This is a genomic window from Phycisphaeraceae bacterium (genome assembly GCA_019636655.1).
Lineage (GTDB): Bacteria > Planctomycetota > Phycisphaerae > Phycisphaerales > UBA1924 > JAHBXB01.
On sequence record JAHBXB010000002.1, the window covers coordinates 904,747 to 926,794 of the forward strand.

A 22,048-nucleotide genomic window follows, 5' to 3' on the forward strand; every position below is an offset into this window, starting at 1 on the left:
ACGCCGCTCGCAGAGTCAGGCCGCGGTCGTGGCGGGCTCGGCGGGCTGGTCCTGCTCGGTGTATTCCTCGTAGTGCTCGATGAGGGGAGCGTGGGGCATCATCGAAGCCTCGTTGATCCGTTCGCTCTTGTCGATGTAGGCGACGACCATCCACCAATAGAAGGGCGCGGGGAGACCAAGGATGCAGCCCTGCTTGAACGAGAGGAGCAGGGAGTAGGTCGAGATCGCGATGAGGATGGTCGCTGCAGCTCGCAGGCCCGGATCCTCTTTCACGCGGGCCCAGATGCGGACCCCCGCCCGATAGGAAAAGTACAGACCGATGGTGTACAGCGTAGCGCCGACGAGGCCGTACTCGCACAGGGCCTCCGCGGCGGTGTTGTGCACGTAGTCGGCCGCACCGCCGGTCGTCCGGATGAGCGATGAAAACGCGTTTGCTCCAAGTCCGAAGAGCCACGCGGTGGGCTGTGAAGCCCAAGCATCGAGCAGCACGAGCACCCGCTCGAGACGGTCCTGCACGCCGATTGTCATCTGTGTGGCATTGAACCGGGACTGGTTCTGGCTCCAGAGAAACAGATCGAACGCGAGGTAGATGCCCCCGCCCACGATCCCAACGCTGAGGGCAAGCAGGACGAACTGCTTGAGGTTCTTCACCTGCCTGGCCATGGGGAAGAACAGGAGCGAGACGATCGCAGCAGAGAAGACTTGGCCGCGCGTGCCGCTGGCGATGCCGAGACCCAGACCCACCAGGAACGCCGCGATGCGTACAAGGTTCAGGATCTTCGAGGCGCCGCCATACCACATGAGGGCGGCGACGACGGCGAGCATGCCGCCGAGCTCGGCAATGGCCAGCGGGTTGCCGGACTTATCGCTCCGCCCGATCACGCTCAGAACCATGCGAGTGCCGAGGAAGCCGGTCGCGGGACTCAAGAAGATGAAAACCGACAAGGCAAGTCCGACGCACAGGATCGCGGTCAGTGAGCTGCGAAAATCGCCTACGCCCCGCAGCAGCAGCGGCAGGACCAGCATCATCAGAATGTAGTACGGCCACGATTCCTTCAGCAGAACGGTGGCCCCCTCAATCGCAGGCGTATACGAGAAACTCGTCAGCACGAGCAGGTACATCGCGAGAACGCTGATACTCACCACGTTGACAAATGGGGCAACGACCCGCTCCCCCTTGATCACCCGCGCAAGCACCGCAAAGCCGGCAACACCCGCGACGGCGATATTGACGCCATATCCGCTTACGCCCCGGATCGACGGGATATACGCCTGGAGCGTCTGCTTGAGCGGGAACATCATCGTGACAAGCACGAACGCCCACCGCGGACGCATGAGCACAAACAGCAGGCCGCCAAGCCCACCCAAGAGAAGCAAGATGGCCAGAACTTGCTGAATCGCTCTGCTCCACTCTGCGGCCGACCCGCCCCGGCTCTACCTATCGGCCCAACGATCGGCCGGGTTCGTCCTGACCGGCGCCCTCGGGGTCATTCGGGACCGGAATTGAGGGGCACGAGCAGTTCGGTTCTCACCGCGTGGTGGTCGGACCCCCCACTTCCTAACACCCCCCAATTCAGGGTTCGAATTCCGTCGCTCACCGCCGCGTCATCGATCGCGACTGTAAACGGCCAGAAGCTGGCTGAAGGGTAGGTCCCGACCAGGCGGGTCGCCGGCATGCACCGCCTCAGGCCCGCTTCGACGAGCAGCCCGGCCCGGTGACCCGATGGCGTTCCGTTGAAGTCGGCCAGCAGGACGACCTCGAGCCCCGCCTCACGCATCCGCCGTGCGACCGCCCCGGCGATCTCGGTTTCGGCGTTTCCTTTGATCCACCGGGTGGTCGACCTCGGAGAAGCAGGACGCATGACCAGCAGCCCAAACCGCCCGCCCGGCCTGAGCACCACGCACGCCATGGGATGGAGCCCCTCTCGTTCCTCGTCCGTAAGCACAAACGGCTCGGTGGGCCACTTGGAGAGCACCCAGTAGCCGAACCATGGAGCGTTGAGCTCCATCTCGGCGTGGTAGGGGTACCGAACCGCCAGCGCCTGGGTCAGCGTGCCCGGCTCCTTGTACAGCTCCGGCAGAGCACCGAGCAGGCCGACGACATCCGCGTTGCTCGACAGGATCTCACGACGACCGGGGTCGAGCTTGTCGAGCCAGATCTTCGCGTTGTAGGTGAGCACGGTGATCCGGCGCGGATCGGCGGGGTCGACGCCCGCTTCCCATGCCGCCCGCCCGGGCACGATCGCTCCGAGCGCGAGCAGCAGGCCCGCGCCCGCGGCCGCCGCGCACCGCCACCGCCTCCACAGCGCCCACCACGCGGCCCCGATCACGCACGCCAGCGCCGCCTGAACGGCCAGGTTGCCGGCAAGATCGATCAGCCAGGCCCATGACGAAACGTACGGACACGCAGCCCACGCCACGAGCCCCGCGGCCACAACCGTTCTTGTCCGGCGGCAGACGGTCTGCCAACGGCTCGGCGCGACAGGCTCACTCGACATGGACCGGCCTCACACTCCGTGCTCCCGCATCCACGCCCACTGCCGAGCAATGCCCTCCGGTGGCCTCGTCGTCGGATGAAATCCCAGTTCGGCACTCGCCCTGGTGAGGTCGGCGAACGTCCGCTCGACATCCCCTGGCGCCATGGGCTTGCGGTTCACGATCGCCTCTCGGCCGACGGTCTCGCTCACCAGCCGCACCAGGTCGTGCAGCATCACCGGCTCGTGCCCGCCGAGGTTCCACACGCGGTAGCCATGGGACGGGACACGTTCGTACGCCGCGAGCACGCCCGTAACGATGTCGTCGATGAACGTGTAGTCCCGGCTCGAGGTGCCGTCGCCGAACATGTCGATGGGCTCGCCACGGGAGACCTTCGCGAGGAACCCCCTGATCGCGAGGTCCGGTCGCTGCCGCGGCCCGTAGACGGTGAAGAACCGGAGGCAGCCGGTGGGCATGCCGGTGAGGCGCCAGTGCGTGTAGGCGATGAGTTCGCAGGCGCGCTTGGTCGCCGCGTAGGGCGAGATCGGCTCGCTCACATCAAGGCCCTCGCCAAACGGCGTTCCGGCGGGCACGCGGCAGTTGCCGTACACGGAACTCGACGAGGCGATGATCACCCGCGAGCACGCCGCGGCCGCGGCGGCGTCGAGCACCGAGGCGGTGCCGCCGACGTTCACGCGGGCGTACGCGGTCGGGTCGGCGATGCTCGGACGCACGCCCGCCTTCGCGGCAAGGTGGATGACCCCCTCGGGCCGGACCTGCGCCATCAGATCTCGCAGCCGCGCGGTGTCGCAGATGTCGGCCTCGATGAACTCGAACCCGCCGCCCGATGAGGATGCGGCGGCGCGCACCGCGGCGAGATTCTGCTCCTTGAGGGCCCGCGGATAGAACGGGTCCTTGTTGTCGACCCCCACCACGCGTCGTCCCTCGGCCACCAGGCGCTGCGAAACGTGCGAGCCGATGAAGCCCGCGGAGCCGGTCACCAGGATTGCCGCCGTCGCCTCGCTCATCCGTTCTGCGGTCCCTCTTGGTGCGCCATGCTCGCCATCTCTCCCATCTTCCCAGCGATCATCATTGCCGCCCCGCCGGCGAGGGCCCAAAAAACAAGCAGGGCGCCATCGCTAGACAGCGCCCCGCTGGAGGAGAGAGAGATCTACGTTGAGTGTACTCGATATCGGTAGATCGAGTCCACAGTTCTGCAAACTTCAAATGTCAGGGCCCACGCCCCGTGGTACACCCCATCTAGGCGTCGCAGCCGGAATAGCGGGGCCACGAGCCTACTCGGGCGGGAGCAACTTGCAGGACCGCCATTTTATACGAGCCCCGAGGTCCGGAGGTTCGACCAGCGATTTTCGACTCGGGCGCTCCTTGGACTCCCACCAGATCGGGTGAAAATCGCCACTCCAACGACCGATAAGCGAACCGGACGTTAGATGCCTCCTAGGTTGTGTTCGGTCGCCGCGGCGGCCCCGCGCACTCAGTCCATGGGGCGGAGTTGGGTCGGCGCAGTGCCGGCTCCGGCGCCTCGTGTCGCGCGGCGCCGTTGCTCCAACCGGTCCAGGATCCGCTCCTGCTCCTCGACCGGCAGTTGCTCGAAGGCGCGGATCAACCGGTCTCTCCTCGCGCTGATCGACTCGGCGCCGACGGCTCGTTCTCGTGATGGCGCCACACCCGGGCTCGTCGGCCGATTCGCGCCGGGGCGTGCGGGCGTGGTCGGCTTGGCGCCGCCATCCGCCGCGGCCCCGGGCGCCTTGCGCCCGACTCGCTCTCGCACGTACCGCTCCTCGCGCTCCTTGGCGGCGCGCTGCCGCCACTCGTCGAGACGAGCATCGACCGCCTGACGCTGCGGCACGCTGAGTTGTTCCCAGACCCGCGTATACAAGTCCTCAACTTTCGGCGAGCTCTTTTCCAGCTCGCGTAGCTTCTCGATCGCGGCCTGACGCTCCTTCGAAGCCGGGGCCTGACCCGCGGCTGGCGCCTCGTTCATCGCATCGCCCTCGGCGGCCGGACGCCGCACCGGACGATCTGCGCCCTGACCGCTGCTCTGCCGCAGCGATCGCAGTTCGTCGCGGTGGTTCACGGCAAACGCCCGCCGATCCGCCTCGAACTTCTGGATCTCACCCTTGATCTTGGCTTCCAGTTCCGCGGAGACGCGGATGTCGCTCGGCGCGCTGTCGCCCTGGATCGCCTTGAGCGCGTCGATGAACACCGGCATCGGCATCCTGATCTGCCGCATCCCCTTGCCCTGCTGCTCGCCATCGGAGAACTGCTCTCGGACTCCCGGCACCTCGCGGTCCTTCACCTGCGGGCCCTTGAGCGCCGGCTCGGACTGGGCCAAGGCCCCGCTAGCTGCGATCATCGAAATACAAACCGCCGCCACCAGTTCGCGAGACATCCGAACGGCCATGGTGAGACTCCTGCAAACACCCCCGACTCGGCCCGGGATCGTTCCCAACCCCAAAGAGGCGAACGCCGTCAGTCGCGCCGGATTGCCCGACGGACGCCCTAGGAACGGGCCATCCGGGCCGGGCACTAACATCCACCGGAGACACATTCCCGCGGCCGGCGCCTCCTCTTTCCATACCATCGACCGGAGGATCCGTTCCGCATGCCCCTGACGAAAGATGACGTTCGAAACGCCCTCGGGCGAATCACCCACCCGCTGCTCGCAGTCGGGCTCCTCGAAACCGACGCGGTTCGCAAGGTCGCCTACTGCGATGGCTACGCGAGCCTCACCCTCGCCGGCGGCGGTCTGAGCCAGGATCAGCGCGCGGCGGTCGGGCAGCAGGCGTCCGCCGCGGTCCGCCTGGCAGGGAAGACGATCGGCGAGGCGATTCACGATGTGCATGTCGAGTTTGTCGATGCGCCGGCGGCCCGGACCGGCACAGCGACGCCGAGCGCTGCGGCCGCCTCGCCCGGTCAAGCAGGCCCCGCGAAGAGGCTGTTGCCGAACGTCAAGCACATCGTTGCGGTGGGAGCCGGAAAGGGGGGCGTCGGCAAGTCCACGATCGCCGTGAACCTGGCCGTGGGCCTGGCGCGGAAGGGCCACGCGGTCGGCCTGCTCGACGGCGATATCTATGGGCCGTCGATCCCGACCATGCTCGGACTGGGTTCGCTGGACACCGCCGTGCTGCAGGGACGGCTGCAGCCGTTTGCCGTGCACGGCATCAAGGCAATGACCATCGGGAAACTCGTCGAGCCGGACAAGCCGCTGATCTGGCGCGGCCCGATGGCGCACTCGGCCTTCCGCCAGCTCGTGGACCAGACGGACTGGGGCGAACTCGACTACCTCATCATCGACCTGCCCCCGGGCACGGGCGACGTCGCCCTCACAATGGCCCAGAGCCTGACGCTCACCGGCGCCGTGGTCGTCTGCACGCCCCAGCGCGTGGCGCAGGACGATGCCGTCCGCGCCGCGCGGATGTTCCAGCAGCTCCGGATCGAGGTGCTGGGCGTCGTCGAGAACATGTCCTACTTCGTCGCCGATGACGTCTCGCCGCCCCGCGAGTACGACCTCTTCGGGCGCGGCGGGGCGGAGTACATGGCCCAGCGGCTCGGGGTTCCGTTCCTCGGCGAGGTCCCGATCACGGTGGCACTCCGCCAGAACTCGGACCAGGGAGACCCCGTGGCCAACTTCGGCGAGAGCCCCCTGCGCGCCTCGCTCGAGACACTGGTAAACACCCTTGAGAGCCAGATCGCGCTCGCCTCGTTCCGCTCCGGCGCGTCGGCGCCGACGCTCACGATCTCCTGATCAATCGCTTGGATCCCCCGTTCGAGCGGGGGCGTGTGCGTGGTTTCGTGCGCGGTTTCTGCGCTCCCTCGGTTTTGCGGAGAGATCTCGGACCATCGTTCATGGCCGGTTCCGCCGAGGCCGATACCTCGCGCAGGACCGTTGCTGTGTTGATTCTGCGCGATCCACCAGGAGGCAACCGCATGTCCACCCTTCCTTCGCTCGACTCCACGTTCCGCACGCTGCTCCCGGTGGGACATGTCCGCCCGCTGGCGGGCGCCCCATCGTCACTCGCGGGGGCCCTCGACGCCGCCGCCACCGATGAGCCGCCGGCCCCTGGCGCCCCACCCCGCCAGCCCGACACCCGCGACACGCAGGACCCCGCCGCGCGCCAGCTTCTTTCCCGGCTCCAGGGGTACATCAGCGACATCCGCGCCCACCTGGAGCGCGTCGCCGCGGACTTCGATCCCACCGGCGCCCACGCCGACCAGATCGCCGAACTCCGCGAGCAGTACGAGCGGACCATCCTCGGCGCCGCCGACAAGGCCATCGCAAATGGGCAGACCGGGTACTCCGCAGAGCTCTCCTCGGTCGTCCGCAATGCCCGCCAAACGCTGCGGGTCGGACTGCAGTCGTTCCTGACCGCCGCGGCGGACAACCCCAACATCAACCCCGCCCGCCCGCCGACCCCGACCCCGGCGCCCGCACCGGCGCCGAGCGAGACCAAGTCCGCCGCCACGCTCACATTCAGCACGGGCGAGCCGCTGCCGGTCGGCGAGAAGACGCCGGTCGTCGCCCCGCCACCCACGGCGCCGACCCCTCCCACTCCCGCTCCCCAGCCGGCCGAGAGCGCCGAGGCCCGCGCACTGCGTGAGCGGATTCAGGGATACATCAACGACATCCGCGCCCACGTCGACCGCGTCGCCGCCGACTACGACCCGACTGGCGCCCACGCCAAGCAGATCGCCGAGGCCCGGGAGCAGTACGAGAACGCCCTCCTCGACGCGGTGAACAAGTCCATCGCCAGCGGCCAGACGGCGTACAACGCCGACCTCTCGGCTGTCGTCCGCACCGCCCGCCTGGATCTGCGGTCCAACCTGCAGTCGTTCCTGACCGCCGCGGCGGACAACCCGAACGTGAACCCGGCCCAGCCGTCACCCGTGCCGGCACCCCCGCTCGAAATCCCTCGTGGGCAGGACCCGGTGGTCGTCGCGGGAGAAGATCCCGTCGCGTCGCCCACGGTCCCCGCAGCCGCCGAGCCCGAGTCGGCGCCGGTTCCGACCGCGCCCCCGACGGTCCCCGCCGAGCCCCGCTTCCAGCACCGCGCCGAGCAGGCGCTGTCGCAGCTGGATCGCCGGCTCGACCGCCTGATCTCTCGCCTGGGTGACACCCAGGCGACCCGCAAGTCGATCGCGGCGATCCGCGAGCGGTTCGTCGGCTCCATCGGCGACCTCGCGGCGCCCGCCAACGGCAAGACCGCCGATGTGCGCGAGTTCAACCGCTCCCTGCGGCTGGCGCGCCGCGAGGCGGGCGAGCAGTTGCGGGAACTGGTCGCCCAGGCGCCGCGCCGCTCGCGCAGCACCGCCGCGACCACCGCATCGGTCACCGAGGTTGACACGGCGTCCAGCGCCCGGGCCCGGCAGGTCTACTCCAAGGTGGCCTCCGCCGACGTTCTCGGGACCGACAAGCTCGGCTGATCGGCAGGCCCGGGACCGGCTTCACAGATCGCTACCCTCTTCGCCGGCGGACCAACTCCGCCGGTTTTTTCTTGCCCGGAGCGATTGACGGGCGGGAGGCTCGGTGCGGCTGGCGATCGCCATCATTCTGGTCGCGGTGATCGGCATGGGCGCCGTCGTGGTGTGGCGTTCGCCGAACGCACAGACCGCCGCGGTCATCCTCGCCGCGATGGTCATCGTGGTGATCATGGGCGCGGCGCCGGTTGTCGTCGGGGCGCTCACCCGCCGCAACAGCCGCGAGCACAGGAAGCCCGAGTCGAACGAGGATGTCCGGGTCATCCGCCAGACCCGCCCGGAAGACCGCCCGCCGCCGGACTCCGGCGCGCCGAACCGCTAATCTGACGCGGGCCATGACCAGCCACGATCACCTCATCCCGCGGCTCACCCTTGCCAGCCCCGCCACCGTCCGCGGCACCACGCTGTTTACCGCGGCGGACACCGCCGTCACGCTCCACCCGGCGCCGGCGGGCCATGCGATGGTGATCCGCCGCGCGGACCTTCCGGGGGCCCCGGAGTTCCCCGCGATCGCCGAGCACGTGGCGCCCGACTCCCGGCACACCGTGATCGCGGCGGACCCATCGGCCAAGCCCGCGCCCGCTTCCGCGTGCGTGCACACCACCGAGCACGTGCTCTCCGCGCTCGCCGGGCTCGGGATCACCGATGCGCTGATCGAGGTGCGCGGGCCGGAGATCCCCATCGGCGACGGCTCGGCGGCGCCCTTTGTGGAGGCCATCCTTGGCGCAGGGATTTCGCCGGCCCGGCCCGACGACCGGTTTGCGGAGACGCCTCGCGCGATCGTCATCCCGCGGCCGCTCTCGGTGCGCGACGGCGCCGCGATGATCGAGGCGTTCCCGCCCGCCAGCACGGACGGGGCGCCCGTGCTCGATATCGAATACCGCCTCGACTACGGCCCGGGCTCGCCGATCCCGGCCCAGCAGGCTCGCCTGCGGATCGACCACTCCAATCCATCGGTGAGCGGGTACGGCGCGGACATCGCCCCCGCCCGCACGTTCTGCCTGGCGAAGGAGGCCGAGGCGATGCGCGCCATGGGTTTGTTCCTGCACCTGACGCCCCGGCAGATGCTGGTCATCGGCGCGGACGGGGCGCCGATCGACAACTCGCTCCGATTCGCCGACGAGCCCGCGCGTCACAAACTGCTCGACGTGTTGGGCGACCTTGCCTTGGTCGGGGCGCCCCTTGTCGGGCGCATCGTGGCAACCCGGTCGGGCCATGCGCTGAACCACACCATGTCCCGGGCGATCCTGGAAGCCGTTGCTCCCTGAAGCTCGGCTACCCTGGCGTCCCGGAATGCCAACAGAATCCGGACAACACGCAACCAAATAGCCGATGGGTGGTTAATATCCATTCCTGGGCCACTCTCGGGTGAGGGCGTCTGGTGTGGAGGTGCGTCCAAGCGTGGGTCGAGGTGTGCAACAACACGTGAGTCGTCGCGCGGCGTTCACGCTGATCGAACTGCTGGTCGTCATCAGCATCATCTCGGTGCTGGTCGGCCTGCTGTTGCCGGCGCTCGCATCGGTGCGCGCCCAATCCCGGCGCGTGAAGTGCATGGCGAACCTCCACGGCTGGGGGGTCGGCTTCCAGTTGTACTACAACGACTTCAAGGAGACGCTCCCCTACGTGCTCCCGTTCTACGACATCGGGCCCGCGGGCATTCCGCCGCCGCCGCCGGACGACTCCAACCGGGTCGGCATCGTCGAACTGATGGACGGGTACATGGATGTGCCGGCGCCGCACTACGACGCCAACAACGTGCTGCAGGTGTACGAGCCGTACCTGTGCCCCTCCGACAAGGACGCGGACGCCGGACGCGCGACCGGGCTCTCGTACCAGTACTGGCCCGGCGGGCTGATGCTGCTGCGGGAACTCTTCCGCGACGAGCGGCACCCCGAGCGGACCGTGACCCGCTTCTACGAGCAGACGCCCGACTTCCCCTTTATGGTGGATGCGCGCCCGTGGCACCCGGGGGGGCCGAAGTACGATCAGAACGCGCTCTACTTCGGGGATTGGCACACCGACTGGCTGTACATCGACCCCGCGGACTCCGGCTCGCCGCGCCCCTGACCGGCGCCGCCGTTCATCGCTTCCCGAGGCCCGCATGAGCACCAAAGCCCCGAGCAGCCTGGCCGACCTGCCCCCTCTCGTTGATGAGAGCCCGGCCGCCTCTGGGCCGCAGGAGACGCGCCTGAACGCGCTGATGGCCCGCCTCCGCTCGCACGAGGATCGCAAGTGGCTGGTGCGTGTCGCGGTCGCGTCGGTCGTCGTGCTCGGGATCGGCGGCGCCGCGTGGGCCGCGATCGAGTTCTGGCCGCGGCGCCAGCCCGACTACCTCGCCGACCCCATGGACGAGGTGCTGGACTTCACGCTGCTCACCACCGACTTCAACAAGCTGCCCATCGACAAGCGGCTGTCGCTGATCAAGGACCTGATCAGCCGCCTCAAGAACATGACCCCGCAGGACGCCGCCCTGATGGCCGCGTTCGCAACGAGGCTGCAGGAGGAGGCGCGGCGGCAACTCGAAGAGAACGCCAAGCGGCTCGCCCTCGACGTGCTGGACACCTACGCCGACGACTACCGGAACGTCCCCGAGGAGGAGCGGGCCCGGTTCATGGACCAGAAACTCCTCGAGTTCACCCGAATGATGGAGGACCTCGCCGGCGACCGCATCGGCCTGAGCGAGAACGACGACGAACGGCTCGCGCAGCTCAAGCGGCAGGCGAAGCGGGACCAGGAGCGTCTGCGCGAGGGCGGAGCCCCGCCGATCCGCGCCGACCGCGTCAGCCAGTTGATCGTGGACATGCAGCGCGACGCCCACCTGACCTCCCCGCTTCAGCAGGCCCAGATGACCCGGTTCATGCGCGACATGGTCCGGCACGTGCGGGGAGAGAGCATCGATGGCTCCCCCCCGCCCCCCCCAGCCCCTGTCCCGGAGCCCAGCGAGAAAACGAAGGGTTCTGGAGGTCGCGGGTAAGCCGGTCGGTGAATTCCCGGATTTTTATTGACGGCCCCTCCATCAGGGTGTAAACCACTGGTCGCGGGGCGTTCTGCGCCCGCGACTTCCACAATCGGAGCAGAGGGACTCAACCGACCCCGGCGGCGTCGCTGCGGTCAAGGTGTTGCGTTTGAGGAGCCCTCCCGATGCGTTGTGAAGCCCTCTCGTTCCTCGCCGTGTCCTTCGCCGTGACCGTCCCGGCTTTCTCCCAGGTCAACTGGGAGACCCGGGTGCGGTACCTCGTCAACGGCTCGCCGACAACCAGCGTGATGCTGACCGAGAGCGACAGCCCGAGCGTGGACATCACCGTCCAGGCCGGCATCTTCAACGTCACCGGCCTTGGTGCCGGCCAGGCCAATCACGGCTTGAGCATGTGGTCCGGACGGATCGAGAGCACGATCCCGGGCCTCAGCGTGGACCCCGCCACCTCTCGCGTGCCGGTCTACAACTTCGGCCCGGCGACCGTGTTCGGCGGGTTCGTCACCGGAAGCGGCACGCGGATCGAGGGGACAGACTCGCCCGGCTCCGAGGTCTACTCCGCTCGCGCGATCGCGCCGACCGAGCCGGTCGTGTGGAACTCGCCCGACCCGATACCGACCTCTCCCCCTGAATACGGTGTCGAGTCGTATGTCAGCGTGTTCCGCTACCGATACACGTTCCCGAACGGCGTCTTTGCGCAGACCGTGCTCTCCACCACCGGTCAAGGCGGACCCATCATCCAGTGGCAGGCGCTCACGGTGACGCCGCCTGAGGGCGGCACTCCAGGCGAGGTGAGTTTCATCGGAATCTCGCCGAGCCAGATTTTGCTCAACTACTCGGCGCCCACGCTTACGATCACGCGCCTTCCCGCTCCGGCGAGCGGCTTGCTCGCCGCGCTTGCCGGCTTGGCGATCGCACGCCGGCGTCGATAGCGAGCATACGCACTGAGAACAGTCTCGCCCTCGCTCGCGCTCTCCGCTTCCGGCCAAGCGGACGAGTTTCTCTCTATATCTCCCTTCTTTCGGCGAACCTCGCCGCGGCCGAACCCCGTACTTCCGCTCGCGATAAACGGACGTGGCACAATGAGTTACTGCGCCCGTGAGTGGTTTCGCGCACCCAGAGGGTTAGACTCCCTGGTACCGCCGTGTGTTTCTCGCCGGCACCCCCCATTTGTGCCGACTTCCAACCGCGAGGAGCCCTTGTTGCGCTCAATCTTGCACTCAATCCGCATGGCCACCGCGGCGATGGTGTGTGTCGTTGCCGCATCGTTCACATACGCCCAGCCCTGTGCCGCCTGGCAGCAGGATGTCCTGGCCCCCACCGCCCGCAACCAGCAGGCGATGACGTTCGACAGCGGCCGAAACGTCGCCGTGCTCTTCGGCGGCTTTGACGGTCGGCGCGTTAGCGACACGTGGGAGTTCGACGGCACCGGCTGGACGCGACGCAACGTAACCGGGCCCTCGGCCCGCGTGCAATCCACGCTCGCCTACGACGCAGCGCGAGGGAAGTGCATCCTCTTCGGCGGCGACATGGGAGCCGGGGTCGCGAGCGGGGAGACTTGGGAGTGGGATGGCACCGCGTGGACGCTCCGCAACGTCCCCGGCCCCTCGGCGCGCTACCGGCACGTCATGGCCTACGACTCCGTGCGCCAGGTCATCGTGCTCTACGGCGGCTTCAACGGCACGACGCGCCTCGACGACACCTGGGAGTGGGACGGCACGGGGTGGACGCAGCGCCCGGTGACCGGGCCGCCCGCCCGATCCACGCCGTCCATGGCCTTCGATTCCGCGCGCCAGCGCATGGTGCTCTTCGGCGGCTTCGACGGCGCTACATGGTCGAGCGACACGTGGGAGTTCGACGGCGCCGCGTGGACCCAGAACCCCGCCGTGGGCCCGTCGCCCCGCAGCCTCGCGTCCGCCGCGTACGACGCGTCGCGTGGCGTGGTCGTCCTCGTGGCGGGTGAGACCGGGTTCGGCACCGACAGCGACGAGGTGTGGGAGTTCGACGGCACGCTGTGGACGCTCCGCGCCAGCGGCCTCGGGCTCTCCGCGCGCCAGTCCGCGGCGATGTGCTACGACTCGACGCGGCACCTGTCCGTTCTCGTGGGCGGCTCCACCGGGCTGACGCTCCTCGGGGAGACGCTCGAATGGAGCGGCGCCGGCTGGACGCTCAAGACCGTCAGCGGCCCGCCGCCGCGCACTGACGCCGCCGGCGCGTTTGACAGCGATCGCGCGGCGACCGTCGTCTTCGGCGGCCGGATCGGCCCCTCCGCGTACCTCGGAGACACCTGGGAGCGCACCGGCTCGTTGTGGGCCCACCGCACTGTCGCGGGTCCGCCCGCCCGCGACCGGCACGCGCTGGTCTTTGATTCCGCCCGTGGCCTGTCCATCCTCTTCGGCGGCCGCGATTCGATGGGCCGCCTCAGCGACACCTGGGAGTACGACGGCGTCGCCTGGAGCCAATCCGCCGCGGCGGGCCCGTCGGCTCGCTCCGACCACGCGATGGCCTTCGATTCGCTGCGCGGGGTCACCGTGCTCTTCGGCGGATCCACCGACGGCGGCAGCGACGGCCAGACGTGGGAGTTCAACGGCGTGGCATGGACGCAGCGCGTCGCCCCGGGTCCAGTCGCCAGGTTCGGGCACGCGATGGCCTTCGACGCAGCACGCGGCCGGACAGTCCTCTACGGTGGCCGCACCGGCACCGGGCTCAGCGCCTCGACCTGGGAGTGGGACGGCACCGCGTGGACACAGGTTGGGCTGGCCGGCCCCCCGGCGCTCGAATATCACGCGCTGGTGTACGACTCGGACCGGCACGTCGTCGTCCTCTTCGGAGGACAGACCGCGACCGCGGCGAACGGCCAGACGTGGGACTACGACGGGACTGCGTGGACGCAGCGGCTGGTCGGCGGCCCGTCGGCCCGCATCGAGCAGGCGATGGCGTTCGATTCCTCGCGGCAGGTGATCGTGCTCTTCGGCGGCACGTCCGCCGGCGGCACCAACGGCGAAACCTGGGAGTTCAACTCCGGCAGCGCCCCGATCATCGCGCAGCAGCCCGGCGGATCCTCGGCGTGCGACGGACAGAACGTCGTGCTCAGCACCGAGGCCTCCGGGGCCGAGCCGCTGGTCTTCCAGTGGCGGCGCAACCTGGCCCCCATCTCCGACGGCCCATCGTTCACGGGCACGAGTACGCCCACGCTCACGATCCTGGCTTCCGCGGCGACGGCGGGCAGTTACGACCTCGTGGTCACCAGCCCGTGCGGGAGCGCGACCAGCGCCCCGGCCGCGGTCACCGTCGGCGCCGGCCCCACCATCACGCAGGATCCCCAGGGTGTCGACGCGTGCTCCGGCGCCAGCGCCTCGTTCACCGTCGTCGCCTCGGCTGCGGGGACGATCTCGTACCAGTGGCGCAAGGGTGGCGTGAACCTCGCGAACGGCGACGGCATCTCCGGCGTGACCGGGCCGGTGCTGTCCATCACGAATCTCACGACGAATCACGCGGGCAGCTACGACGTCGTCGCGAGCACCGCGTGCGGCAGCACGCCCAGCCAGCCCGCCGCGCTGACCATCGGCCCCGGGCCAAACATCACGCAGCAACCCGTCCCGGTCGAGGCGGGCTCGGGCGGCGCCGCGACGTTCACCGTGGTCGTCGGCGGGTCGGGGCTCGGGTACCAGTGGCGCAAGGGCGGCGCGCCGCTGAGCGACGCGGGATCGATCTCCGGATCGACCACGACCACGCTCCAGATCTCGCCGCTGACCAGCGCCGATGCGGGCTCGTACGACGTCGTCATCTCCAGCGACTGCGGCGGCACGACCAGCGACGCCGCGTCGCTCGTGGTCTTCTGCAGCAGCGACATCGACCGCAACGGGATCATCGAGCCCGTGGATATCGCCGCGTTCATCCAGGCGTGGTTCGGCTCGATCCAGGGCGGCACGCTCGAGGGCGACTTCGACCACAGCGGCATCGTCGACCCGGTCGACATCGCGGCGTTTATCCAGGCGTGGTTCTTCCAGATCGGCTCGGGGTGCTGACCTCTACTGGATGAGGTGCGCCGGCTCGGGCGTCTCCTCGCTGATCTTCTGCTTGCGGAAGCCGCCGCCACCGCCGTCGGGGTCCGGGAGCGAGTCGACGCTGAGTAGCACCATGTCGTCGTCGAGCCGCAGTTGGAGGTGCACCGGGCGGCCCCAGATCGCGCGGATGGCGTTCAGGACCTCCCTGGCCTTGGCGACATCGACCTCCAGGCCGTTGAACTGGTGCGCGAGGTACAGCTCGCCGCGGTTGAGGTAGTTGCCGTCAACGACATAGATGAACGGCTGGCCCATGTTGGTGATCTGGTACAGCAGCGCCTGCTTGATGCGGCCCACGTCGCGGGAGACGATCTTGAGCTGGCCGCTCTGCGGGTCGCGCCGGTACTGGTACATCTTGTGGCGGTCGACGAAGTCCTGGGTGAGGAACTCGTCGATGAAGTTGACGTCGTTGTAGATGCGGCGGACCTCGAAGATCTTGTCCCGCCCCTTCATCGACTTGTCGTCGAAGGCCTCGCGGGCGCCCGCGGCCTCGAGCCGCTCCCAGTCGGCGCCGTGCCGGCCGGTGTCCCAACGCCGCTCGATCTCCTTCCACAGCTCGACGCCGATCTTGTAGGGGTTGAACCCGCCCGGGGGCATGTGTACCACGCCCGAGTGCTGCTCGGCGTAGTCGACGATCTCGCTGGCCTCGACGAAGTGATGGGTCATCAGCTTGGAGTGCCAGTAGGTCGCCCACCCCTCGTTCATGACCTTCGTCATGGCCTGGGGCGAGAAGTAGTACGCCTCGTCCCGGATCAGGCCGAGGATGTCCTGCTGCCACTCGTCGAGGGGCGCCTCGCGCATCAGGAACTGCAGCACGTCGCGCGTCGGGCGCACCGGCACGCGGTGCCGGGCCGAGGCCTTCTTCTTGTCGAACTCCTCCCGCTGGCGCTTCAGCTCGCTCGCGGGGTTGATGAACGGGTCCATGTAGTCCTTGGCGGGAAGCCGGTCGGGCGTGAAGGACTCGCCATCTCCCGCATCGCCCCCCTCGCGACGCATGAACATCGAGTGCGGGTCGATCAGGTGCTCGATGCACAGGCAGGTGTCGATGAACCGCTCCACCGACTCGTGCCCGTGACGCTCCGCGTGCCGGCGGACGCGGGTGGCGTGGTTCGCCATCTCGTCCATCATCTTGCGGTTGGTCTTGCTGAACCAGAAGTTGTTCTTGAAGAAATCGGCGTGCCCGTAGACGTGCGCCATGACCAGCTTCTGGTCGAGCACGCTGTTGGACTCCTGCAGGTAGGCGTAGCAGGGGTCGTTGTTGATCACCATCTCGTAGATGCGCCCGAGGCCGTAGGCGTCTCGCTTCGAGAGCTTTTCGTACTCCATCCCCCACCGCCAGTGCGGGTAGCGCGTGGGAAACCCGCCGTACGCGGCGATCTGGTTCATGACGTCGAACGGCAGCACCTCGAAGACGACCTCGAAGAAGTCGAGCCCGTACTGGCTCGCCCGCGCCTTGATCGCCTGCATGTGCTCGACCAGTTCCGGCGACAGATCGGTGCTGGGGGCGTTAGGAGGCATAATGGTATATCGGCCCGGGGCCCACCCGGACATACGCCTCTCCGCCGGCCCGGGATCGATCCGGCCCGCCGGAAGTGGGCGGTTCGCGCAGGATTGCGAACAAATGGGTGATCGGTGTGCACCGACTCAGACGAGCCCCACCGCCCACGCCGCCGCCGAAAGACCCGCTGCGCCCACCACAAACCACCCGAGCCGTCGCTGGACTTCGGGCGATCGCTGGCAGATCCACGGCCGCAGCACCGACCACGCAATCAGGATGACCGGCGGCGCCGCCGCGCTGATGGTGCACAACACCGCACCCCAACCGGGCCGGCCCGACCACTTGAGCGCCGCCGCGGCGACGGCCAGCGTCACGCCGATCACGGCGATCGCCCGCAGGCTCGAGAGCGTGCGCATGTAGCCGGGCGTGACGCGGGTGCGCATCGTGCCCGCGATGATCTTGCGGAGATCCAGTTCCACGCCGCACTCCGGGCACCGCACGCCGTCGAGAGAGGTTGCCTCGTAGCCGCAGCCCGGGCAGCGGATCCCGCCGCGGGCCATGGCGGCGCGGAGCACGTCGGCGTCGGCGTTTTCCTTGGTCGTCGTCTCTGGGCGGGTCATGCTGCGGCGCTCGCTATCCCCATGGTGTGAACGGCAGTATCACCGCCTGACCCAGGAGCCAGAACGCGTGGATCGCCAGGATCACGCCCAGCACCACGAAGACGCGCCGACGCGTGGCCGGCGGCCACACCCGCCGGCGCGTCCGCACAAGGAACACCAGCATTGTGCCGCACACCGCGAGCATCAGGAAGGAGATCGCCACGGCGATCATCTTGTCCCGCTGCACGGTCCCGCCCAACACGAGCGCGAGCAGCCACCCCACCACCACCATGCCATCGAATAGCAGCGGCCACACCACGCCCCATAGCACCGCATACCACACAACATTATGTGACACCGCCTCGACCAGCCCCAGGTGCAGCCCCAGGCCGCACTCCGGGCAGCGGCCGCCCTCCAGCCCGCGGAGGCTGTAGCCGCACGCGGGGCAGTCGGCGTTGTGAGCGGCGAGGTATTCGTGCAGGAGGCGCTCGTCCTCCGCCCGCCGCGCCTGATCCTTCGGCCGCTTCACTTTCATGCCTTAGACTACACCCTTGCGGAGAGGTGCCGCGAATCACACGGGCGGCTACCCTCCTGCCGATGGCAACCACCCGTCGCAGCCCAGCCCGCCGAACCGTCCCCGCCAATCGCAACGAGCCCGATTTCGTCGCCATGACAAGCCGGCTCATGAGCGCGATCGACGGGATCTCGCCGTACGAACTCGCGGATCGGATTGGCGTCAGTTACGAAACGGTCCGCCGCTACGCGAGGGGTGATCGTCCGTCGGTTGAGTTCCTCGCTCGGGCCGCGCTCATGCTCGACCTGTCGCTCGACTGGATCGTGCTCGGCCGCCGGCGGCCGGTCGCCCGAGCCGCGGGTGTAACGAAGTCGCCGAAAAAGCCTACCCGCACGCCGCACCGGGGCCGCTCACGCCGGTAGGCCCCCGCTTCTCGTTCGGCGCCGCTCGCCTACAGCACGACGCGAACTCGCCGCACAACGGCCGAGGCTGCTCGGATGATTGCCGTCTCACCTCCGGCCCGCAGGAAGCGGTCGAGCCCGAACCTCGCCGCGGCGTCGGGTGCCCGGACCGTAAGCACGCCCTTGGTAAACGAAACAAGTTCGGCGCCCTCCGCCAGGTCCCCGGGTACGGCGGCGAGCCACGCCGCGCTCACCGCGCTCAGCCCCCTGGCCCGTTTCCGAACATCCGTCGCGATCGCGTCCATGGCGGCGCCCAGCCCCAGGTCGTGAGTCGCCCGCGTCCGGTACCGCCGCGCGGCTTCGAGTTCGTGCTGGTGCTTCGCGGTGAGCATTGGCCGGGAGGATACCACGCACGGCCGGGGCGGGGCGCCCCCTCCCCCACTTCGGTCGCCGCGGCGGATACCGTGTGGGTCCCATGGCGATCCCAATCTCTATCCGCTCGCTGACCAAGCAGTTCCCCGGCGGCGCCACCGCCGTTGATGAGGTGTCGCTCGATATCAAGGCCGGGGAACTGTTCTTCCTGCTTGGCCCATCGGGGTGCGGCAAGACGACGCTGCTGCGCATGATCGCCGGGTTCACCGAGCCCACCTCGGGTCGGCTGTCGTTTGCCGATCGCGATGTGACGTTTCTTCCGCCCAACAAGCGGAACACCGGGATGGTGTTCCAGTCCTACGCCCTGTGGCCGCACATGACCGTCGAGGCGAACGTCGCTTTCGGGCTCGACGTCCGCGGCGTGGATTCCGCCGAGAAGCGGAAGAGAGTGATGCAGGCGCTCGCGAGCGTGCGGATGGAGGAATACGCCTCACGCAAGCCCACGCAACTCTCGGGTGGCCAACAGCAACGCGTGGCCCTCGCGCGGGCGCTGGTCATCAGGCCGGATGTGCTGCTCCTCGACGAGCCGCTGTCGAACCTCGACGCGAAACTCCGCACCGACCTGCGGGGCGAGATACGCCAAGCGTGCAAGGCGTCGGGGATCACCGCGATCTATGTGACCCATGATCAGAAGGAAGCGCTGAGCATGGCGGACCGGGTGGCGATCATGTCCCGTGGCAGTGTGGTGCAGCTGGGCACGCCTTCGGACCTGTACCGCCGGCCACGGACGAGGTTTGTGGCGGAGTTCCTCGGCGAGACCAACTTCCTTGCGGGGGTTGTGGCGGAGCACCACAATGGGAGCACCCCCCCCACTGGCACCGTGGCGGTTGATACGGATGCTGGTCGACTGCTCGCCACGACGAATGAGCAGATCGGTGTCGGCTCAAAGGTAACGTGCTCGGTGCGCCCCGAGGCGTGGCGGATCGCTGGGACGGCGGAGCAGGCCCCCAACCGCCTTGTCGGGCGGCTTGGTGAGACGACGTATCTTGGTGAAGTTGCCCAACACCTTGTCGAACTCACGCCTTCTACCCACATCAAGGTGGTCGAGCTCAACCCCGCACTTGATGGGCTGGCCAGCCGCGGTTCCCTAGTCGCGGTGGCCACGAGTCCGCAGGACGTCATTGTTCTTGTTGAGTAATTGTTTGGGTTACGCTGCTTGGCGCGCTGCTTCTGGTGCGGATGTTGGCAGCAGGACGGTAACTCGAGTGCCGGCTCCGTGCTTCGATTGCATGTAGATCAGCCCCCCACTATCGCGCACGAGCCAGGTACAAAACGTCAGACCAAGGCCGGTTCCCCGTCGGCTACTAGTGACAAGCGGGTGAAACACCCGTTCTACCTGGTGCCTAGTCAGGCCAGGACCATCGTCTGTCACGACTAGTGATGTCCAGGCTGGCGCTGCTGATGGGTTCCACGTGGAACACTCTGCCGGCACGATCGCGTCTTTTGGAACGCCGTAGCCGGTCGCCACCTCCTCACAGACAATACCTACCGATCCCTTCTTGCTACCACGAACAGCCTCAACCGCGTTGCGCACGAGGTTCAGCACCAGATGCTGCAGACCAGCGGCTGATGTGTCAACTTGCAGCCCGGGGAGCACTCGGACATGGATGTCTGTCGAACCCAGCTCTCCGTCGACTCGCAGTTCCCTCACGACTTCGGTGACGATTTGGGCCGGATCAACGCCTCGAGCTTGAGCGTCGTCCGCTCCTCTACTGAACTCATTCCCAGCAAAGCCAAGAATCAGCCGTGTGATGGCGATCGAGCGGATCGCGGCCACCTCCGACCGCTCAAGCGCTCGCCGCGAGGCCGCACCGTCGCCGCTCGCCAGCGCCGCCTGGATGCTTGGCAGGACCGGAGTGAGGATCCCTGCAAGTTCGTGTGCAACAAGGCCCGTGATGGTGCCGAGGCGAGCAAGCCGCTCCTGAACCTCCAATTCACTGCGGAGGTCATCCAGCCCGCGCGCAGCGGCATCGAGGTGATCCATCGGCGAAGTTGGATCGAGTCCCGGTTTCACGTGGCACGGTCACTCCGACGTGACTCATCGGCGCTTTCTCCGCGTCGCTTGGGTGATAGACGAAAGGTGGATCACGCCACGAGAACGCCGGAATCCGTGCTGCAGCCAATCAGCGATCGCATGGGGACGCATGTCGTGGTTCGCGAGGTCGTGAAGTCGCACCCACTCAAACGCGATCTTCGGCTCGGCGCTGCAGATCGGTGGGGGGGTAGCCGAGCGCTTCGCCCGACGCTGTTCCACGTGGAACACCAGGTTCAACTCATGGTGCCGCCGCTTCTTGGCCTCAAATGCGCATTCGACAATCGCTGCCAAGGCTCCAACCCGGAGATCTGCAGAGCCAGTCTCCTCCAGCCACTCCCTGCTCAGAGCATCGGCCGCCGCCTCACCCGACTCAATGTGGCCCCCGGGCAAGTAGTAGTACCCCCTCTTCTCCGATCGACAAAGTAGGAGCCACTGTCCATGCGTCAGGAGTGCCCTTGCAACGAACTCAATCTGCGCCATATCACTGTTCCCTTGCAGGCTGTCCGGAAGTTGCTAGTATAGCCAAAACGCACGCCTATGGCACGGAGGCTGTATGGATAATGTTAGTATTTCGGGTGCTTCTGGGAAGAAGTCACGCCTTGGTCGTGGGCTCAGCAGCCTGCTCAGCGAGCCCGTTGCTATCAACCTTGCTCCGCCGGACAGTGGGGGGGCCGAGCCCAACGACGGTGTGATTAACTCGCCCGCCAGCGGCCTAGCACCCGAGCCGCCGGCAGATGAGTCAAGCACTCGCGTGCTCCTGGTTCGCACGGACGAGATCGTTCCGAGCCCATTCCAGCCGCGGCGGGCGTTCGACCAGTCGGCACTTGATCGGTTGGCGGCCTCAATCCGGTCCGCCGGCGTCATGCAGCCTGTGCTGGTTCGGCGTTCCCAGTCCGGCGAGGCCCCGTTCGAACTGGTCGCGGGCGAGCGTCGCTGGCGCGCGGCGAAACTCGTTCAACTCGAGCGGATCCCCGCAATCGTCAGCGTCCTCACAAACGAGCAAGCCGCGGAGTGGGCGCTGATTGAGAACCTGCAGCGCGAGGAACTGGGCCCGATGGAGCGCGCCGACGGGCTCAAGTCGCTGATGGTTCGCTTCGGACTTTCTCACGCACAGATCGCGGAGCGCGTGGGCCTGGACCGGTCGAGCGTGACCAACCTCGTGCGACTGACCGAGCTTGAGGAGCCGATCCGCTCATTGCTCGAAGACCGCCGCCTCAGCGCCGGACACGGCAAGGCGCTTCTTGCGGCGCCGGCCGGAACCGGACGAGTTGATCTGGCAAATCGAGCCGCCGCGCACTCGTGGTCTGTGCGACAGACCGAGCGGGCTTCGTCTCGCGCCGCGGCAGATCTGAACCCGACGTCGCCAGCCTCGGTGCGGACTGTGGCCCACAGCGATCTCGAACGACAACTTGGGGAGTACCTAGGTACAAAGGTGGTTGTCCGGGCGAACAAGAAGGGAACACGAGGTCGAATTGGAATCAACTTTTATTCACTCGATCACTTTGATGGATTGATGAGCAAGATCGGCTTCGAACTCAGATAACGTCGCGACGAGTA

General features: G+C 67.8%; 21 protein-coding genes. 11 read left to right on the forward strand and 10 right to left on the reverse strand.

The window, feature by feature from the left end; genetic code table 11:
- Positions 1–15 precede the first annotated feature (15 nt).
- From KF745_09275 to KF745_09290, 4 genes are all read right to left on the reverse strand, one after another.
- Complete coding sequence (locus tag KF745_09275; GenBank protein ID MBX3358609.1) at positions 16–1,377, reverse strand: O-antigen ligase family protein; 1,362 nt, start codon at positions 1,375–1,377, stop codon at positions 16–18.
- A 110-nt stretch (positions 1,378–1,487) separates the two neighbouring features.
- Positions 1,488–2,498, reverse strand: a complete 1,011-nt coding sequence (locus KF745_09280; GenBank protein MBX3358610.1) for an endonuclease/exonuclease/phosphatase family protein — start codon at positions 2,496–2,498, stop codon at positions 1,488–1,490.
- A 9-nt stretch (positions 2,499–2,507) separates the two neighbouring features.
- Positions 2,508–3,503, reverse strand: a complete 996-nt coding sequence (locus tag KF745_09285; GenBank protein ID MBX3358611.1) for a GDP-mannose 4,6-dehydratase — start codon at positions 3,501–3,503, stop codon at positions 2,508–2,510.
- A 467-nt stretch (positions 3,504–3,970) separates the two neighbouring features.
- Positions 3,971–4,900: a hypothetical protein gene (locus tag KF745_09290; GenBank protein MBX3358612.1), complete on the reverse strand. Its 930-nt coding sequence runs from the start codon at positions 4,898–4,900 to the stop codon at positions 3,971–3,973.
- Between the two features lie 201 nt (positions 4,901–5,101).
- Here KF745_09290 and KF745_09295 point away from each other — a divergent pair, with 201 nt between their 5' ends.
- The 8 genes from KF745_09295 to KF745_09330 all read left to right on the forward strand — a co-directional run bounded on the left by KF745_09295 (position 5,102) and on the right by KF745_09330 (position 14,976).
- Positions 5,102–6,244, forward strand: coding sequence for an Mrp/NBP35 family ATP-binding protein (locus KF745_09295; protein MBX3358613.1), 1,143 nt, complete (start codon positions 5,102–5,104; stop codon positions 6,242–6,244).
- A gap of 182 nt (positions 6,245–6,426) precedes the next feature.
- The gene (locus KF745_09300) at positions 6,427–7,920 is read left to right on the forward strand and encodes a hypothetical protein (GenBank protein MBX3358614.1); all 1,494 of its coding nucleotides are present in this window, start codon (positions 6,427–6,429) and stop codon (positions 7,918–7,920) included.
- Between the two features lie 103 nt (positions 7,921–8,023).
- A complete protein-coding gene (locus KF745_09305) occupies positions 8,024–8,296 on the forward strand; it encodes a hypothetical protein (protein ID MBX3358615.1) in 273 nt (90 codons plus the stop codon).
- A gap of 13 nt (positions 8,297–8,309) precedes the next feature.
- The gene (locus KF745_09310; GenBank protein ID MBX3358616.1) at positions 8,310–9,242 is read left to right on the forward strand and encodes a UDP-3-O-acyl-N-acetylglucosamine deacetylase; all 933 of its coding nucleotides are present in this window, start codon (positions 8,310–8,312) and stop codon (positions 9,240–9,242) included.
- A 133-nt stretch (positions 9,243–9,375) separates the two neighbouring features.
- Positions 9,376–10,041, forward strand: coding sequence for a type II secretion system protein (locus tag KF745_09315; GenBank protein ID MBX3358617.1), 666 nt, complete (start codon positions 9,376–9,378; stop codon positions 10,039–10,041).
- Positions 10,042–10,075: 34 nt separating this feature from the next.
- The gene (locus KF745_09320) at positions 10,076–10,948 is read left to right on the forward strand and encodes a hypothetical protein (protein MBX3358618.1); all 873 of its coding nucleotides are present in this window, start codon (positions 10,076–10,078) and stop codon (positions 10,946–10,948) included.
- A gap of 167 nt (positions 10,949–11,115) precedes the next feature.
- Positions 11,116–11,880: a hypothetical protein gene (locus tag KF745_09325; GenBank protein MBX3358619.1), complete on the forward strand. Its 765-nt coding sequence runs from the start codon at positions 11,116–11,118 to the stop codon at positions 11,878–11,880.
- A 297-nt stretch (positions 11,881–12,177) separates the two neighbouring features.
- On the forward strand, positions 12,178–14,976 hold the full coding sequence (locus KF745_09330; GenBank protein ID MBX3358620.1) for a hypothetical protein: 2,799 nt from the start codon (positions 12,178–12,180) through the stop codon (positions 14,974–14,976).
- A gap of 3 nt (positions 14,977–14,979) precedes the next feature.
- On the opposite strand, the gene KF745_09335 is transcribed toward KF745_09330, so the two are convergent.
- From KF745_09335 to KF745_09345, 3 genes are all read right to left on the reverse strand, one after another.
- Positions 14,980–16,530 carry a SpoVR family protein gene (locus KF745_09335; GenBank protein ID MBX3358621.1) on the reverse strand — a complete coding sequence of 517 codons (1,551 nt, stop codon included), beginning with the start codon at positions 16,528–16,530 and terminating at the stop codon, positions 14,980–14,982.
- 126 nt (positions 16,531–16,656) lie between these two features.
- A complete protein-coding gene (locus tag KF745_09340; GenBank protein ID MBX3358622.1) occupies positions 16,657–17,130 on the reverse strand; it encodes a hypothetical protein in 474 nt (157 codons plus the stop codon).
- A gap of 13 nt (positions 17,131–17,143) precedes the next feature.
- On the reverse strand, positions 17,144–17,644 hold the full coding sequence (locus tag KF745_09345; GenBank protein MBX3358623.1) for a hypothetical protein: 501 nt from the start codon (positions 17,642–17,644) through the stop codon (positions 17,144–17,146).
- A gap of 62 nt (positions 17,645–17,706) precedes the next feature.
- Here KF745_09345 and KF745_09350 point away from each other — a divergent pair, with 62 nt between their 5' ends.
- Positions 17,707–18,045 carry a helix-turn-helix domain-containing protein gene (locus tag KF745_09350; protein MBX3358624.1) on the forward strand — a complete coding sequence of 113 codons (339 nt, stop codon included), beginning with the start codon at positions 17,707–17,709 and terminating at the stop codon, positions 18,043–18,045.
- A 29-nt stretch (positions 18,046–18,074) separates the two neighbouring features.
- Here KF745_09350 and KF745_09355 read toward each other — a convergent pair whose 3' ends face one another.
- Entirely contained in the window at positions 18,075–18,416 is a 342-nt protein-coding gene (locus tag KF745_09355) for a DUF721 domain-containing protein (GenBank protein MBX3358625.1), read from the reverse strand.
- 83 nt (positions 18,417–18,499) lie between these two features.
- Between KF745_09355 and KF745_09360 the strand changes: the two genes are divergently transcribed.
- Positions 18,500–19,594, forward strand: a complete 1,095-nt coding sequence (locus KF745_09360; protein ID MBX3358626.1) for an ABC transporter ATP-binding protein — start codon at positions 18,500–18,502, stop codon at positions 19,592–19,594.
- 9 nt (positions 19,595–19,603) lie between these two features.
- On the opposite strand, the gene KF745_09365 is transcribed toward KF745_09360, so the two are convergent.
- Together KF745_09365 and KF745_09370 are read right to left on the reverse strand one after the other, a co-directional pair.
- A complete protein-coding gene (locus KF745_09365; protein MBX3358627.1) occupies positions 19,604–20,440 on the reverse strand; it encodes a HAMP domain-containing histidine kinase in 837 nt (278 codons plus the stop codon).
- Between the two features lie 54 nt (positions 20,441–20,494).
- Positions 20,495–20,971 carry an NUDIX domain-containing protein gene (locus KF745_09370; protein MBX3358628.1) on the reverse strand — a complete coding sequence of 159 codons (477 nt, stop codon included), beginning with the start codon at positions 20,969–20,971 and terminating at the stop codon, positions 20,495–20,497.
- 271 nt (positions 20,972–21,242) lie between these two features.
- Between KF745_09370 and KF745_09375 the strand changes: the two genes are divergently transcribed.
- Positions 21,243–22,034 carry a ParB/RepB/Spo0J family partition protein gene (locus tag KF745_09375; GenBank protein ID MBX3358629.1) on the forward strand — a complete coding sequence of 264 codons (792 nt, stop codon included), beginning with the start codon at positions 21,243–21,245 and terminating at the stop codon, positions 22,032–22,034.
- Positions 22,035–22,048 lie beyond the last annotated feature (14 nt).